The sequence below is a fragment of the Aliivibrio wodanis genome (genome assembly GCF_052920805.1).
Map to the genome: position 1 here is coordinate 2,337,183 of NZ_JBREXA010000002.1, position 15,995 is coordinate 2,353,177.

The 15,995-nt window shown below is 40.4% G+C and carries 14 protein-coding genes and 1 pseudogene; 10 read left to right on the forward strand and 5 right to left on the reverse strand.

Translation table 11 applies throughout. The features are described from left to right. The first annotated feature begins 173 nt into the window (after window positions 1–173). Window positions 174–1,421 (forward strand): valine--pyruvate transaminase, encoded by a 1,248-nt coding sequence (locus tag ACU5DF_RS18740; protein ID WP_446713855.1) that lies wholly within the window; start codon window positions 174–176, stop codon window positions 1,419–1,421. A 233-nt stretch (window positions 1,422–1,654) separates the two neighbouring features. On the opposite strand, the gene ibpA is transcribed toward ACU5DF_RS18740, so the two are convergent. From ibpA to dnaA, 5 genes and pseudogenes are all read right to left on the reverse strand, one after another. After that, window positions 1,655–2,089 carry a small heat shock chaperone IbpA gene (ibpA, locus tag ACU5DF_RS18745; RefSeq protein ID WP_023604444.1) on the reverse strand — a complete coding sequence of 145 codons (435 nt, stop codon included), beginning with the start codon at window positions 2,087–2,089 and terminating at the stop codon, window positions 1,655–1,657. A gap of 426 nt (window positions 2,090–2,515) precedes the next feature. Further along, complete coding sequence (gyrB, locus tag ACU5DF_RS18750) at window positions 2,516–4,933, reverse strand: DNA topoisomerase (ATP-hydrolyzing) subunit B (RefSeq protein ID WP_446713856.1); 2,418 nt, start codon at window positions 4,931–4,933, stop codon at window positions 2,516–2,518. A 17-nt stretch (window positions 4,934–4,950) separates the two neighbouring features. Further along, a pseudogene (recF, locus tag ACU5DF_RS18755) lies at window positions 4,951–6,032 on the reverse strand (DNA replication/repair protein RecF). A 14-nt stretch (window positions 6,033–6,046) separates the two neighbouring features. Beyond that, the gene (dnaN, locus tag ACU5DF_RS18760) at window positions 6,047–7,147 is read right to left on the reverse strand and encodes a DNA polymerase III subunit beta (RefSeq protein ID WP_045100834.1); all 1,101 of its coding nucleotides are present in this window, start codon (window positions 7,145–7,147) and stop codon (window positions 6,047–6,049) included. 31 nt (window positions 7,148–7,178) lie between these two features. Further along, on the reverse strand, window positions 7,179–8,588 hold the full coding sequence (gene dnaA / locus ACU5DF_RS18765; protein ID WP_045100833.1) for a chromosomal replication initiator protein DnaA: 1,410 nt from the start codon (window positions 8,586–8,588) through the stop codon (window positions 7,179–7,181). Between the two features lie 298 nt (window positions 8,589–8,886). Here dnaA and ACU5DF_RS18770 point away from each other — a divergent pair, with 298 nt between their 5' ends. The 9 genes from ACU5DF_RS18770 to mioC all read left to right on the forward strand — a co-directional run bounded on the left by ACU5DF_RS18770 (window position 8,887) and on the right by mioC (window position 15,713). Further along, window positions 8,887–9,639 carry an amino acid ABC transporter substrate-binding protein gene (locus ACU5DF_RS18770; protein WP_446713857.1) on the forward strand — a complete coding sequence of 251 codons (753 nt, stop codon included), beginning with the start codon at window positions 8,887–8,889 and terminating at the stop codon, window positions 9,637–9,639. 153 nt (window positions 9,640–9,792) lie between these two features. Further along, window positions 9,793–10,464, forward strand: a complete 672-nt coding sequence (locus ACU5DF_RS18775) for an amino acid ABC transporter permease (RefSeq protein WP_045100831.1) — start codon at window positions 9,793–9,795, stop codon at window positions 10,462–10,464. Further along, window positions 10,461–11,198, forward strand: coding sequence for an amino acid ABC transporter ATP-binding protein (locus ACU5DF_RS18780; protein WP_045100830.1), 738 nt, complete (start codon window positions 10,461–10,463; stop codon window positions 11,196–11,198). Before ACU5DF_RS18775 ends, ACU5DF_RS18780 begins: the two co-directional genes overlap by 4 nt. A gap of 184 nt (window positions 11,199–11,382) precedes the next feature. After that, window positions 11,383–11,517, forward strand: a complete 135-nt coding sequence (rpmH, locus tag ACU5DF_RS18785; RefSeq protein ID WP_012548915.1) for a 50S ribosomal protein L34 — start codon at window positions 11,383–11,385, stop codon at window positions 11,515–11,517. A 16-nt stretch (window positions 11,518–11,533) separates the two neighbouring features. Further along, complete coding sequence (gene rnpA, locus ACU5DF_RS18790) at window positions 11,534–11,887, forward strand: ribonuclease P protein component (RefSeq protein ID WP_045100829.1); 354 nt, start codon at window positions 11,534–11,536, stop codon at window positions 11,885–11,887. Next, window positions 11,854–12,111, forward strand: a complete 258-nt coding sequence (yidD, locus tag ACU5DF_RS18795; protein WP_080889771.1) for a membrane protein insertion efficiency factor YidD — start codon at window positions 11,854–11,856, stop codon at window positions 12,109–12,111. The genes rnpA and yidD overlap by 34 nt, the downstream gene beginning before the upstream one ends. A gap of 2 nt (window positions 12,112–12,113) precedes the next feature. Beyond that, a complete protein-coding gene (gene yidC, locus ACU5DF_RS18800; RefSeq protein WP_045100828.1) occupies window positions 12,114–13,739 on the forward strand; it encodes a membrane protein insertase YidC in 1,626 nt (541 codons plus the stop codon). Window positions 13,740–13,837: 98 nt separating this feature from the next. After that, window positions 13,838–15,205: a tRNA uridine-5-carboxymethylaminomethyl(34) synthesis GTPase MnmE gene (gene mnmE / locus ACU5DF_RS18805; RefSeq protein WP_446713858.1), complete on the forward strand. Its 1,368-nt coding sequence runs from the start codon at window positions 13,838–13,840 to the stop codon at window positions 15,203–15,205. Between the two features lie 73 nt (window positions 15,206–15,278). Next, window positions 15,279–15,713 carry an FMN-binding protein MioC gene (gene mioC / locus ACU5DF_RS18810; RefSeq protein WP_446713859.1) on the forward strand — a complete coding sequence of 145 codons (435 nt, stop codon included), beginning with the start codon at window positions 15,279–15,281 and terminating at the stop codon, window positions 15,711–15,713. Window positions 15,714–15,995: the final 282 nt, after the last annotated feature.

Here is a 15,995-nt window from a genome sequence, read left to right on the forward strand (position 1 = left end):
CTCGCTGACCCCTTTGGGAGTAGCAAAAATAAGCACTTTATGTAAAATCACGTTGAGTTTACAGCCTAATGAGTGAAATAAGGGCTCATCTTGGCTCTTTATCTCTGTTTGGCGTTGAGGTATGTTGTTAAAACAATCAATACATCCACTCTCTAATTATCACGGTAGTCGTAATGAAGTTTACTCAATTTGGCGAAAAATTTACTCGTTACAGCGGGATCACCCAACTAATGGATGACCTAAATGATGGCCTACGCACTCCTGGAGCAATCATGCTCGGTGGCGGTAACCCTGCAGGCATTCCCGCCATGCTCGACTACTTTAAAGACGCCTCACAAAAAATGCTCGATTCTGGTGAATTGGTTGCAGCGATGGCTAACTATGATGGCCCGCAAGGTAAAGACAGCTTTGTGAAAGCACTAGCTAACCTACTTAAAGAAACCTACGGTTGGGATATCAGCTCTAAAAATATCAGTTTAACTAATGGTTCTCAAAGTGCATTTTTTAGCTTATTCAATTTATTAGCGGGTACTTATGCTGATGGATCTAAAAAGAAAATTTTATTGCCTCTAGCACCTGAATACATTGGTTATGCAGACTCTGAATTAGAAGTTGATAGCTTCATTTCTTATCGTCCAGAGATTGAGTTGCTCGATAATGGTCAGTTCAAATACCATGTTGATTTTAGTCAACTGAAAGTCGATGACTCGGTTGGCGCTATCTGTATTTCTCGCCCGACCAACCCTACTGGCAATGTAATTACTGATGATGAAGTGATTAAGCTGGATAAACTAGCGCGTGAAAATAATATTCCATTAATTCTCGATAATGCTTATGGCACCCCTTTCCCGAATATTATCTTTGAAGAAGTCACGCCATTTTGGAATGAAAATACCATTCTTTGTATGAGCCTTTCTAAATTAGGTTTACCGGGCTTACGCTGTGGCATCGTGATTGCCAATGAGAAAATGACGGAAGCGATGACCAATCTAAACGGCATTATCAGTTTAGCACCAGGAAGCATGGGACCAGCATTAGGCCTGCACATGATTGAGTCTGGTGATTTATTGCGTTTAAGTGAAGACGTAATACAGCCGTTCTACCGTCATAAATCTCAAGCCGCAGTTAAGATGCTACAAACCGCGATTACCGATCCTCGTTTTCGTATTCATAAACCTGAAGGCGCTATTTTCTTATGGTTATGGTTTGATGGGCTACCAGTCACAACGATGGAACTGTACAAACGCTTGAAAGCGCGTGGCGTATTAATTGTTCCGGGAGAGTATTTCTTTATCGGCCAAGACGACAATTGGGATCATGCTCACCAATGCTTACGCATGAACTACGTACAAGATGAAGCCATGATGCAAAAAGGCATCGATATTATTGCAGAAGAAGTACTGAAGGCGTATTCAGAGTAGATAAAAAGCGGTGAGTTATGGTACTCATGATTCATTGCTTTTGTAATTAACTCAACTAATGGTTTGTTGCTTTGGAATCAGCAATTCTGTTTGTCATCGCTAAATGAACCACTCCTACCGATGCCATTTATTGGTGATGGAAAAGCAATAAGCCATTAATTAACGAATAATCTAGCAGACACAAAAAAGGCGCTATCACAGCGCCTTCATTTCAAATTCTTACCAATCTACGATTAGCTTTCCAGTAAATTATTGCCGTTAATCGCAATCTTACGTGGTTGCATCGCTTCTGGAATTTCACGTTCTAAATCAACATGCAGCAAACCATTTTCCATGGTTGCACCCACCACTTTTACGTAATCCGCTAATTGGAATTTACGCTCAAAGTTACGCTCTGCAATGCCTTGGTATAAATAGGTTTTAGTTTCATCAGCATCAGGACGTTCACCACGCACAATCAGCATGTTTTCGTGTTGAGTTAAATCGATCTGTTCTTCAGCAAAACCCGCCACCGCCATGGTTATACGGTAGTTATGTTCTGATTTTTGCTCGATGTTATACGGAGGGTAACCGCCATTTGTTTTTGCCGTGTTGTTTTCCATTAGATTGAAAAGACGATCAAAACCAATTGCTGAACGGTACAGTGGAGTGAAATCTACATTACGCATAATACTATCCTTTACTTTAAGCAATAGTGAGTACAACTACCCCAAACTTGGGTCCTTAGTTGCCTCTATCAAATTATAAGACTTTCCATTTTGGACAAGTCATTTCTCAGAAGACCCTTTCGGCATCCTCTTCATAACTAGATATGTGGCCCAGTGATTTTACTTTCAAGAGATGCTGGCTATTTATTTTTCGATTTAAACCAAAAATACCGCTAACCCTCTGAACAATAAATAAAAATAAACCCCAAATTCCAGACAAAAAAAAGCACCGCCAACAGCAGTGCTTCTTAATTTTCAACTTAGCATTTATGATTCTAGATGAAGTCAGTTCGTTCTAATTCAAGAAGAAGGCGCGGAGCTTATGAACATAAGTGAGCACCTTCGACGCAGAAGTAGGACTAACTGGCAAAATATAGAATTAAAAATTTATACGTCTAAGTTAGCTACACGTAGTGCGTTCTCTTCAATGAAGTTACGACGCGGCTCAACATGATCACCCATTAACGTAGTAAACAACTCATCCGCACTTACTGCATCGTTGATAGTTACTTGCATCATACGGCGGGAATCAGGATCCATCGTTGTTTCCCAAAGCTGCTCTGGGTTCATTTCACCTAGACCTTTGTAACGCTGTAAGTAAACACCACGACGAGAGTCTTTAATTAACCATGCAATCGCTTCATCCAGTGTTTCTACTGGTTGCTTACGCTCGCCACGTTGTGCATAAGCACCTTCTTCAATCAGACCACTAAGCGCTTCTGATAAATCAGCAATACGACCGTACTCTTTCGAGTTAAGCAGATCTGCACTTAATACGTATTCATGCTGAACACCGTGAGTACGAACAACAAGCTTAGGCTGGTGAATGTTTAACTCTTCATTAAAATCTAGAGCCGGATTATATTGGCTTGCACCTGTTTCATGCTCGTTAAGATCAGCAACTAATGCCTCAGTCCACGCTCGAACTGTCGCTTCGTTTTCACACTCTTCTTGAGTTAAACGAGGCGTGTAAACTAAACGATTTAATAGCGGTAATGGGTAACGACGACTCATACGCTCAAGTAATTTAACCACACCATTAAAGGTACGAATTAAATTTTCAAGCTCTTGGCCGAAGATTGACTCATTTGGGTTAACAAATAACGCCGCATTGTCTAACGCTTGCGTGATTTGGTATTCACCCATCGCTTCTTCATCTTTAATATATTGCTCTTGTTTACCTTTTTTCACTTTGTAAAGTGGTGGTTGAGCAATGTAGATGTAGCCACGTTCAATCAGCTCAGGCATTTGACGATAGAAGAAAGTCAAAAGTAGAGTACGGATGTGAGAACCATCGACATCGGCATCGGTCATGATGATGATGTTGTGGTAACGTAGTTTATCCGGATTGTATTCGTCACGACCAATACCACAACCTAATGCAGTAATTAGTGTTCCAACCTCTTGAGAAGAGATCATTTTATCAAAACGTGCTTTTTCTACGTTTAGAATTTTACCTTTCAGCGGAAGGATCGCTTGGTTTTTACGGTTACGTCCCTGCTTGGCTGAACCGCCAGCAGAGTCCCCTTCCACTATATATAGTTCAGATTGTGCAGGATCTTTTTCCTGACAATCAGCAAGCTTACCAGGAAGACCTGCAATATCTAACGCGCCTTTACGACGAGTCATTTCTCGAGCTTTACGAGCCGCTTCACGTGCACGAGCCGCATCAATGATTTTAGAACAAACCATTTTCGCTTCACCTGGGTTTTCCGCTAAGAATTCAGCTAATTTTTCATTCATTGCCGATTCAACCGCAGACTTCACTTCTGAAGAAACCAGTTTATCTTTAGTTTGGCTTGAGAACTTAGGATCAGGCACTTTAACAGAAACAACAGCAGTTAGGCCTTCACGAGCATCATCACCTGATGCTGATGATTTTGCTTTCTTAGAAAAGCCTTCTTTGTCCATGAACGAGTTCAAAGTACGTGTTAACGCAGAACGGAAGCCAGATAGGTGAGCACCGCCATCACGTTGTGGGATGTTATTGGTATAACAGAAGATGTTCTCTTGGTAAGAATCATTCCACTGCATTGCTACTTCAACAACAATACCGTCTTCTTTACGCTCTGAATCAAAATAGAATATTTTTTGGTGAACAGGCGTTTTATTACGGTTTAAATGAGTAACAAACGCTTGAATACCACCTTCAAACATAAAGTGATCAGATTTATCTTCTTCACGCATGTCTTGTAGAATAATAGACACACCAGAGTTCAAGAAAGAAAGTTCACGTAGACGTTTAGCTAAGATGTCATACACAAACTCAACGTTTGTGAATGTTTGATCACTAGGCCAAAAACGAATTTTAGTACCTGTCGTGTCTGTTGTGCCCACAACCGCTAATGGCGCTTGAGGTTCACCGTGACAATACGTCTGTTGAAAGATTTCACCTTTACGATGAATCGTTAGTTCAACTTTTTCAGACAATGCGTTTACAACCGAAACACCTACGCCGTGAAGACCGCCTGATACTTTGTATGAGTTATCATCGAACTTACCACCAGCGTGAAGTACCGTCATGATAACTTCTGCTGCTGATACGCCTTCTTCTTCGTGGATTTCAGTTGGAATACCACGACCATCATCACTAACAGAAACAGAGTTATCTTCGTGAATCGTTACAATAATATCATTACAGTGACCAGCAAGAGCTTCATCGATTGAGTTATCGACAACCTCAAACACCATGTGGTGAAGACCAGTACCGTCGTCGGTGTCGCCGATATACATACCCGGACGCTTACGTACCGCATCCAGACCTTTTAGTACTTTAATACTCGATGAATCATAATTTTCTGACATGAGTTACTCTCGCGTTTTTATCCTTGGGCTATTTTGCCATGTTCTATCTTGAACATCTTGCTTTCTTCATCATGCATATCTGCAATCTGATCAGCAGTTATTGAACTGATAAACACCTGTGCCTTTGTCTGTTTCAAATATTGAGCCAGCAATTGGCGGCGGTGACTATCCAGTTCAGAAGCAAAATCGTCTATTAAATAGATGCACTGCTTTCCTGTTGCCTCAGTTAAATGTTGTCCTTGCGCTAATCGTAACGCACATACCATCAACTTAAGTTGACCACGAGACAACACATCCTCAACAGGAGTGCCTGCAACTTTAATTCGTAAGTCGGCTTTATTTGGGCCGCCGACGGTATAGCCCAGCTGTTTATCGCGCTCAAAGTTTTTCTTGAGCAAATCTGCGTATGGGGTTTCTCTGTCCCAACCGCGATAGTATGACAGCTTTATGTCATATTCTGGTAAGAATGCCTGACATATTTGTTGAGTCGCTTCAGATATGTGATTGATATAGTCTACACGCCATTGATCTATTTTTTCAGCCAATTGCGCAAGTTCTAAATCCCAGTAGCTTAACTCTCGATAACTGTGTGCCGTTTTTAATAATGCATTACGCTGTTTAGTAAGTCGCTTCACTCGGCTCCATGCATCATAAAATGCAGGTTCCACGTGAAACACTCCCCAATCAATAAATGCTCGGCGAAATTTAGGGCCATCAGTAACTAACTCAAATCCTTCAGGATGGATCAGCTGAAGTGGTAAAACCTTAGCTAATTGTGCCAGTTTTTGACCACTTTCTCCGCCTATTTTAACTTCTGTTGTTCCATCACGCTGTTTATTTATGCCGATAGGTAATTCAAACTGCTCTGGTGTGATAAAACGCCCATGTATCAAAAAAGCTCGTTACAGTCATTTCGAATAATTCGACCAGTTAACGAACTTTTAAATGAACGACCGTGCCCTAGTAAGTATATCGCTTCTAGAACACTGGTTTTTCCACTGCCATTCGCACCAGTAACGAAGTTAAATCCTGATGATAATTGAATGTCGCACGTCTTTATATTGCGAAAATCATTAATAATTAAGCGTGATAATGGCATTGATAATTAATATCTTATAGACGGATTGGCATAACAACGTATTGTGCTTCATCATTAGCGCAATCTTCAACTAACGCACTTGCATTCGCTGTTGTCATTGAAATTCGCACACGCTCACATTTTAATGTATTCAATACATCTAATACGTAACTTACATTAAACCCAATTTCAATCTCGTCGCCTTGGAAATCTACATCTAAGATCTCTTCTGCTTCTTCTTGCTCTGGGTTGTTTGCTGTTATACGCATTTGGTTATTTGCTAAATTAACGCGAACACCACGGAATTTTTCATTAGATAAGATCGCAGCACGAGAAAACGCTTGGCGTAATTCGTCACAATCGGCTTCCAATGTTTTATTACTACTTTGCGGCATTACACGTCGGTAATCAGGAAAACGTCCATCAACAAGCTTAGAAGTAAACACAAAATTATTCACTTCGGCACGCACATTTGAATTACCAAATTGTAAGGTAACACTCTGATCTGGCGAGTCAAGAAGGCGAACCAGTTCTTGAATTCCTTTGCGTGGCATGATCACTTGCTGTTCAGGTAATTCAGGTCCAATCGGCATATTACATACGGCCATTCGATGACCATCCGTCGCAACTGAACGAAAGATATTACCTTGCGTTTCAAACATCATGCCATTGAGATAATAACGAACATCTTGGTTCGCCATAGAAAACTGTGTGCTTTCTATTAGCTTACGAAGCTGAGCTTGAGATAAAGTGATCTCAACGTCACTCTGCCAACCTTCAATGTTTGGGAAATCATTTGCTGGTAATGTTGCCAATGTGAATCGGCTACGGCCAGAACGAACCAAAATACGATCGCCTTCTAATACGATCGTAATGGCTGCACTATCAGGTAAACCACGACAAATATCTAAAAACTTACGTGAAGGTACAGTTACAGCACCTGCTTCAAAATCACCTTCTAGCGTTATTTTACTGATCAGTTCTACTTCTAAATCGGTTGCTGTCATCGACAGTTGACCATTTTCTACCTGAAGTAAGATATTACCTAAGATCGGTAATGATGGACGGCCACCAAGGGCACCAGATACTTGTTGCAGTGGTTTTAATAACAGACTGCGTTCAATAGAAAATTTCATAATACTCGTTTATGTAAAAGTAGATAATGACTTACGATGATAATGTACGAATTAGGTTAGAATAGTCTTCTTTAATATCATGACTCTCTTCACGCAATTGCGCTATTTTACGACAAGCATGAAGTACCGTCGTATGATCACGACCACCAAACGCATCACCGATCTCAGGCAAGCTGTGATTGGTTAATTCTTTTGATAATGCCATTGCTAATTGACGTGGGCGAGCAACAGAACGTGAACGACGTTTAGATAATAAATCAGCCATTTTAATCTTGTAGTACTCAGCAACGGTTTTTTGAATATTATCGATCGTTACTAATTTTTCTTGCAGTGCTAATAAATCTCGTAATGCTTCACGCACGAAATCAATGGTAATAGCACGACCAGTAAAGTTAGCATTAGCAACAACGCGATTCAATGCACCTTCTAATTCACGCACATTTGAGCGTAAACGCTTCGCAATAAAAAAAGCAACTTCATCGGCTAAATGAATCTGATGATCTTCTGCTTTCTTCATTAAAATAGCAACGCGAGTTTCTAATTCTGGCGGTTCAATCGCAACCGTAAGACCCCATCCAAAGCGTGATTTTAAACGATCTTCTACGCCGTTAATCTCTTTAGGGTATCTATCTGATGTCAAAATGATTTGCTGATTACCCTCTAATAATGCATTAAAGGTATGAAAGAACTCTTCTTGAGAACGCTCTTTATTAGCAAAAAATTGAATGTCATCGATAAGTAAAGCATCAACACTACGATAATAACGCTTGAACTCTTCAATAGCGTTATTCTGCAATGCTTTCACCATATCCTGAACAAAGCGCTCCGAATGCATATACACAACTTTAGCATTTGGTTTACGAGCAATAATAGCATTACCCACAGCCTGTAACAGATGGGTTTTACCCAGACCTGTACCGCCATATAGAAACAATGGATTGTAAGCTGTACCTGGATTATCTGATACTTGCCGTGCGGCTGCTAATCCCAGTTGGTTTGATTTACCTTCAACAAAGTTCGTAAACTTATGCTTAGGATTGACGTTTGAACGATGATTTAAATCTGCTGCAATAGGCTCTGAACCTGCTGATTCCCACGGTTTATGTACCGATTGACGTGCTTGAAGTTGCGCTGGTGCCGATGTAGCTGCTGCCACATCCGCAGCACTTTGTTTAGGTACTGGAGGCGCAGAGACAGGTTTGCTACCTACCTCAAAACGTAAAGTAGGGATATCACTACCACAGAACTCATTTAATAATGAGTTAATACTATTTAAATACTTATCACGCACCCAATCGAGAACAAATCGATTTGGCGCAAATAGCGTAAGGGTATTGTCATTTAATTCTGCTTGTAGGGGTCTAACCCACATACTGAATTCTGCGGAAGGTAATTCTTCTTGAAGGCGCTGTAAACACTGCAGCCAAAGCGATGAAGACACGGACAACCCCACTCATAATTAATTTTAAAAAGGTCATCGATTTTATACTGTGGATAACTATTGTGCCAGTATTAGATCGATGATCCAGTGAATAAGATCGGAGTTATTCACACCGATCACGCTTTTTTACCTAGATCGACACACTTTTTACCTAAGTTATACCCAAATCCATCAACAATGGATGAAAAATAGACGCTACTGATCGTTTAGTTATTACAAATAACCATAGGGTATTTAGAGAGGTCACTCGCAAAAAAAGTACTATGCTTATCACTGATGAATAATGGGAGTATCAATCATGAAATGGACAAAGAACATTCTTACAGGATTAGCGTTAACCTTAGCCGCAACACAGTTTGCACAAGCGGCAACCGAAGTAAAAGTAGGGATGTCTGGTCGTTATTTCCCATTCACCTTTGTTAAGCAAGATAAACTACAAGGTTTTGAAGTCGATTTATGGGACGAAATTGGTCGCCGTAATGACTACCAAGTTGAATACGTAACGGCGAGTTTTTCGGGCTTATTTGGCCTATTAGAAACCGGTCGTATTGATACTATTTCAAACCAAATTACCAAAACAGAAGCACGTGAAGCAAAATACCTTTTTGCAGACCCTTATGTTGTCGATGGTGCTCAAATTACCGTTCGTAAAGGTAACGACAGCATCAAGGGTATTGATGACTTAGCTGGAAAAACAGTGGCGGTAAATTTAGGCTCTAATTTTGAGAAATTATTGCGTGATAACGACAAATCAGGTCAAATAAACATCAAAACATACGACACAGGTATTGAGCATGATGTGGCACTAGGCCGTTCTGATGCGTTTGTTATGGATCGTCTATCTGCTGCTCAATTGATTAAGAAATCAGGATTACCTCTACAATTAGCAGGCGAACCTTTTGAAACCATCGAAAATGCTTGGCCGTTCGTAAAAAATGAAAAAGGCCAAAAGCTTCAACAAGAGGTGAATAAAGCCTTAGATGCGATGCGTGCAGATGGAACTCTAGCTCAAATATCTAAAAAATGGTTTGACGCAGATGTAACTAAGTAAGCCATACTAATCACTAAGTAAGCATTCATTGAAATGAAGAATAAACCCACTATATAGCGATAGCGTAGTGGGTTTTGTGTTTATTGCTTATCGAATATATAGTCAATACTGTTTACTCATCACTTTTCTTTATACCAATAACAGAGAGACATCATGGGATTTGATTTTGCATATATGATTGAACTCCTACCGATACTATTTAAGTATCTAGGTACGACACTAGAAATGGCGATATGGGGCCTATTCTTTGCACTAGCTCTAGCGTTAATTCTCGCTAACTTACGAGTCTTTAAAGTGCCGGTATTGGATCAGCTTAGCCAGCTTTACATCAGCTTCTTCCGCGGAACACCACTACTTGTTCAATTGTTCCTACTTTATTATGGTTTACCGCAAGTATTTCCAATTTTTGTTGGATTAGATGCTTTTAGTGCTGCTGTTATTGGTTTAACGCTCCATTTTGCAGCTTATATGGCCGAAAGTATTCGTGCCGCTATTATTGGTGTTGATCGCAGCCAAATGGAAGCAAGCTTATCTATCGGCATGACAACACCTCAAGCGATGCGTCGTATCATCCTTCCTCAAGCAACTCGAGTTGCTTTACCTTCATTAATGAATTATTTCATCGATATGATCAAATCTACCTCTTTGGCTTTTACTCTTGGTGTTTCAGAGATCATGGCAAAAGCACAAATGGAAGCTTCTTCTAGTTTTAAGTTCTTTGAAGCCTTTTTAGCCGTAGCTCTTATTTATTGGGGTGTTGTCGTTATTCTAACCCGAGTACAAACTTGGGCTGAAACTAAACTAAATAAGGCCTATGTGCGATGATAAAAATAACCAACCTACATAAAAGCTTTGGTGATACAGAAGTTCTCTCTGGTATTGATTTAACGATTAATAAAGGTGAGATAATTGCCATCATAGGCTCTAGTGGTACAGGCAAGTCCACCTTACTAAGATGTGTGAATTTTCTTGAAACAGCCGATAAAGGAATCATCAGTATTGATGATGTCAGCGTTGATGCTGAAAAAAATACCAAGACAGAAGTATTAGCGTTACGACGAAAAACAGGCTTTATATTCCAAAACTACGCTTTATTCTCTCATTTGACCGCACGACAAAATATTGCTGAAGGCTTAATAACTGTCCACAAGTGGAACAAAGCTGACGCACTTAAAAAGTCTCAACAAATATTAGATGATATAGGCCTTGGAGATAAGGGAGATAGCTACCCTGCCGCTCTTTCTGGGGGTCAACAGCAGCGCGTAGGTATTGGCAGAGCAATGGCATTAGAAGCTGAGCTGCTATTGTTTGATGAACCCACGTCAGCACTCGATCCTGAATGGGTAAATGAAGTGCTAGCATTAATGAAAAAATTAGCAACTCAACATCAAACCATGTTGGTCGTTACTCATGAAATGCAATTTGCTAAAGAAGTGGCCGATAAAGTTATCTATATGGCCGACGGAAAGATCGTCGAACAAGGAACGCCTGAGCAAATTTTTGGTTATCCACAGGATCCTAAATTACAAAAGTTCTTGAATCAAGTCGGGATCGCATAAAGATCCTTGCGCTCTCGCTCACAAAACGTATAATTCATCGTCCGGAAAATACGTGGAACCTCTTATTGACTATTTTTCTGTCAATGATTACAATTCCGCCTCTTTGTTGAGAGGCGTCGGAATGTACGTCCCACGCCGGGTTTAAATCAAACCTATAACTACTGATCAGTAATAAGGTAATACCATGAAACGCACTTTCCAACCTTCAGTTCTTAAGCGTAAACGTTCTCACGGCTTCCGTGCTCGTATGGCAACTAAGAACGGTCGTAACACAATCAACGCTCGTCGTGCTAAAGGCCGTAAGCGTCTATCTAAGTAATCAATAGATTATTTTGATGAATTACGACTTCTCTCGGGAGTTACGCTTGTTAACTCCCGAAGATTACAAATTTGTTTTCAAGCAAGCTCACCGAGCCGGCTCACCTCACTTCACCATTCTTGCCAGAGAAAATTCACTATCACACCCTCGTTTAGGTCTTGCTGTTCCTAAAAAGCAAATTAAAACTGCTGTTGGTCGCAATAAGTTTAAACGTATTACTCGTGAAAGTTTCCGCAATAAGCAACATACCTTACCTGCGAAAGACTTTGTGGTTATCGCTAAAAAGAGTGCTCAAGAACTGAGTAACGAAGACTTCAACAAGCTATTAGACAAATTATGGCAGCGCCTGTCTCGCCCTTCTCGTGGATAGCAATCGGTCTAATCCGTGTTTATCAACTCGTCATCAGTCCAATGATTGGACCTCGCTGTCGATTTACTCCAACGTGTTCACATTATGCAATTAGCGCACTAAAGTCACACGGTTTAGTAAAAGGGTGTTGGCTATCTGGCAAACGTCTATTAAAATGTCATCCTTTGAATGATGGGGGCTATGACCCCGTCCCACCCAAGCAGCATAAAGACAGAGAACAATAACGATGGATACCCAACGTAATATTCTGTTGCTAGCACTGGCTTTAGTTTCTTTTTTACTTTTCCAACAATGGCAAGTAGAAACTAATCCGCAGCAACCAGCTACAGTTAGTACCGTTCAACAAACACAGACGGATGGTGATGTTCCAACTTCTTCGACAGCAAGCAGTGATACTCCAGCAGATTCAGCACAATCTGATAAGCTGATTACAATCACAACTGATGTGCTTACTTTAAAAGTAGATACATTGGGTGGTGACATCATTGAATCTGTTCTTAATCAATACGACGCTGAATTAGACTCTGAAGCAAAATTCATTCTTCTTAAAAATGATGCGACTCACAGCTATATTGCTCAAAGTGGCTTAATAGGCCCTCAAGGTATTGATTCAAATGCTGGCCGTGCACAATTTACTACACAAAAAGCAGACTACGTTTTAGCTGATGGCCAAAACGAATTACGTATTCCTTTAACGCTAGAGAAAGATGGTATTTCTTATACTAAAACTCTTATCGTTAAGCGTGATAGCTATGCTGTTGATGTTGAATATACGGTGAATAACCAATCTTCAGCACCAGCAACAGTAGAGATGTATGCAAACTTAAAGCAAAACTTAATGGATGATGGTGGCAGCTTAACAATGCCAACATACCGTGGTGGTGCTTACTCAACAGCAGATACGCGCTACAAAAAATACAGCTTTGACGACATGGAAGATAAAAACTTATCTATCGACATGACAAACGGTCAAGGTTGGGCAGGCATGCTACAGCACTACTTTGCTTCAGCTTGGATCCCACGTAACGTAAATAGCGCAACACTAACTTCTCGTGTTGCTGGTGATTACGGTTACATCGGCGTTCGTATGCCTTCGGTAACTATTCCTGCAGGCCAAGAAGAAACGCTTTCAGCAACACTTTGGACTGGTCCTAAGCTACAAAAAGAAATGGCAGAAACTCAAGAATACCTAGATTTAACTGTTGATTACGGTTGGTTATGGTTCATTGCTTCACCACTTCACAAGCTGCTGTCTTTCATTCAAGGTATCGTTGTGAACTGGGGTCTAGCAATTATTGTTCTGACTTTCATCGTTCGTGGTGCAATGTACCCACTAACGAAAGCACAATACACTTCAATGGCTAAAATGCGTATGCTTCAACCTAAGTTGACAGCAATGCGTGAACGTATTGGCGACGACCGTCAACGCATGAGCCAAGAAATGATGGAACTTTATAAGAAAGAAAAAGTAAACCCATTAGGTGGTTGTTTACCAATTGTTCTTCAAATGCCTATCTTCATTTCTCTGTACTGGGCACTAATGGAGTCAGTTGAACTTCGTCATACTCCATTCTTTGGTTGGATCACGGATTTATCAGCACAAGACCCATACTACATCCTGCCATTACTAATGGGTGCAAGTATGTTCTTAATCCAGAAGATGAGCCCAACGACAGTAACGGACCCAATGCAACAGAAGATCATGACATTCATGCCTGTTATGTTCACCGTGTTCTTCTTATGGTTCCCATCTGGCTTGGTTCTTTACTGGTTAGTATCAAACATCGTAACGCTAATTCAGCAGACTCTGATTTATCGTGCACTTGAGAAAAAGGGCTTACACTCTAAGTAAGTTCACTTTCTAAAGAGATAAACAAAAGGCGGCCATTGGTCGCCTTTTTTGTTTTATCCGCTTACAATATGCTCAAGCAATAGACATTAAGAATAATCATGACATTACATACAGACACTATCGTTGCACAAGCAACAGCCCCTGGCCGAGGCGGCGTAGGCATCATTCGAGTCTCAGGCCCTAAAGCTCAACAAGTCGCTCTAGAAGTAGTAGGAAAGGCTCTTAAGCCTCGTTACGCTGAATACACCCCGTTTAAAGATAAAAACGGTGTAGAACTTGATCAAGGTATTGCACTTTACTTTCCAAATCCTCATTCATTCACTGGTGAAGACGTTCTAGAACTGCAAGGTCATGGTGGCCCTGTCGTTATGGATATGCTAATCAAACGTATTTTAAAAATCGATGGCATACGCACAGCTCGTCCTGGAGAGTTCTCAGAAAGAGCCTTCTTAAATGACAAAATGGACTTAGCACAAGCTGAAGCGATTGCTGATTTAATTGATGCCAGCTCTGAAGAAGCAGCAAAATCTGCCTTAAATTCACTTCAAGGGGTATTCTCAGACAAAATTAACACCTTAGTAGAATCACTTATTTACCTACGAATTTATGTTGAAGCCGCCATTGATTTTCCAGAAGAAGAGATCGATTTTCTTGCTGATGGCAAAGTTAGCGGTGATCTACAAGGGATCATTGATAACTTAAATGCTGTTCGTAAAGAAGCTAATCAAGGGGCGATCATGCGTGAAGGCATGAAAGTAGTTATTGCTGGACGCCCTAATGCGGGTAAATCTAGCCTACTAAATGCCTTATCTGGTAAAGACAGCGCTATCGTTACTGATATAGCAGGAACCACGCGTGACGTACTAAGAGAGCATATTCACATTGATGGCATGCCTTTACATATCATTGATACTGCTGGCCTTCGTGAAGCCTCTGATGAAGTAGAGCGTATTGGTATTGAGCGAGCTTGGGATGAAATAGCCCAAGCCGACCGAGTACTATTTATGGTTGATGGCACAACAACAGACGCTACCGATCCTAAAGTAATTTGGCCAGAGTTTCTTGACCGACTACCAGAAAAAATGGGCATGACAGTGATCCGTAATAAAGCAGATCAAACAGGCGAAGAGCTTGGTATCTGTCATGTTAACGATCCAACACTTATTCGTTTATCTGCAAAAACTGGCGAAGGTGTTGATGCTCTACGTGAACATTTAAAAGAGTGTATGGGTTTTTCTGGTAATCAAGAAGGTGGTTTTATGGCTCGTAGACGCCATCTAGAAGCACTAGAAAAAGCGGCTCAGCATCTTGATATAGGACAACAACAGCTTGAAGGCTATATGGCAGGTGAAATCTTAGCAGAAGAGCTTAGAATCGCTCAACAACACTTAAGTGAAATCACTGGTGAATTTACTTCAGATGATTTATTAGGCCGCATATTTACTTCATTCTGTATTGGTAAATAATACTACATTAATACTTACCTAGATCATCACACACAAATGGGCTGTAATAGCCCATTTTTTATAGGAAAAATTCATGAAAAACGTATCTATTATTACGGGGAGTACTCTTGGTGGCGCTGAGTACGTAGGCGATCACATTGCTGATTTATTAGAAGAAATGGATATTATGACAGATATCCATAATCAACCAAATCTTGCTGAAATTGAAGTGAATAGCTTCTGGATATTAGTTGTATCAACCCATGGAGCAGGTGATTACCCAGATAATATCAAACCTTTTATTCAACAGTTATCCGATAACGCTAGTAATATTTCAGAAGTAGAGTTTGGCATTATTGCTATCGGTGATTCGAACTATGATACCTACTGTGCAGCAGGTAAATCTCTACAAAACACCCTTCTTAAGCTCGGTGCAATAGAAAAATACCCACTTTTAGAAATTGATATAACCCAAAGCAGCATTCCTGAAGAACCTGCTGAGTTGTGGCTAAAACAGAACATTTGTTAATAATTCGATCTGTAAACGTAACAAAAGTTATTAAATAGAAAATAGCTACTATGTGGATAACTATGCAAAGATCCAGTGATCAACTTATAGTTATCCATTGAATAAGATCTAAGGCTCAACATGCGTGTGGATAAGTAAGCTATTTGTCCTCAAGTAATCCGATCGAAGATCAAAGAAAAGTAACAACTTTAGATCGATCCAAAGTATATGATCCTATTGATCATTTATCACTTATCCACAGAGATCGGCGATCTATATAATAGATCTAATAAAGGATCTCTT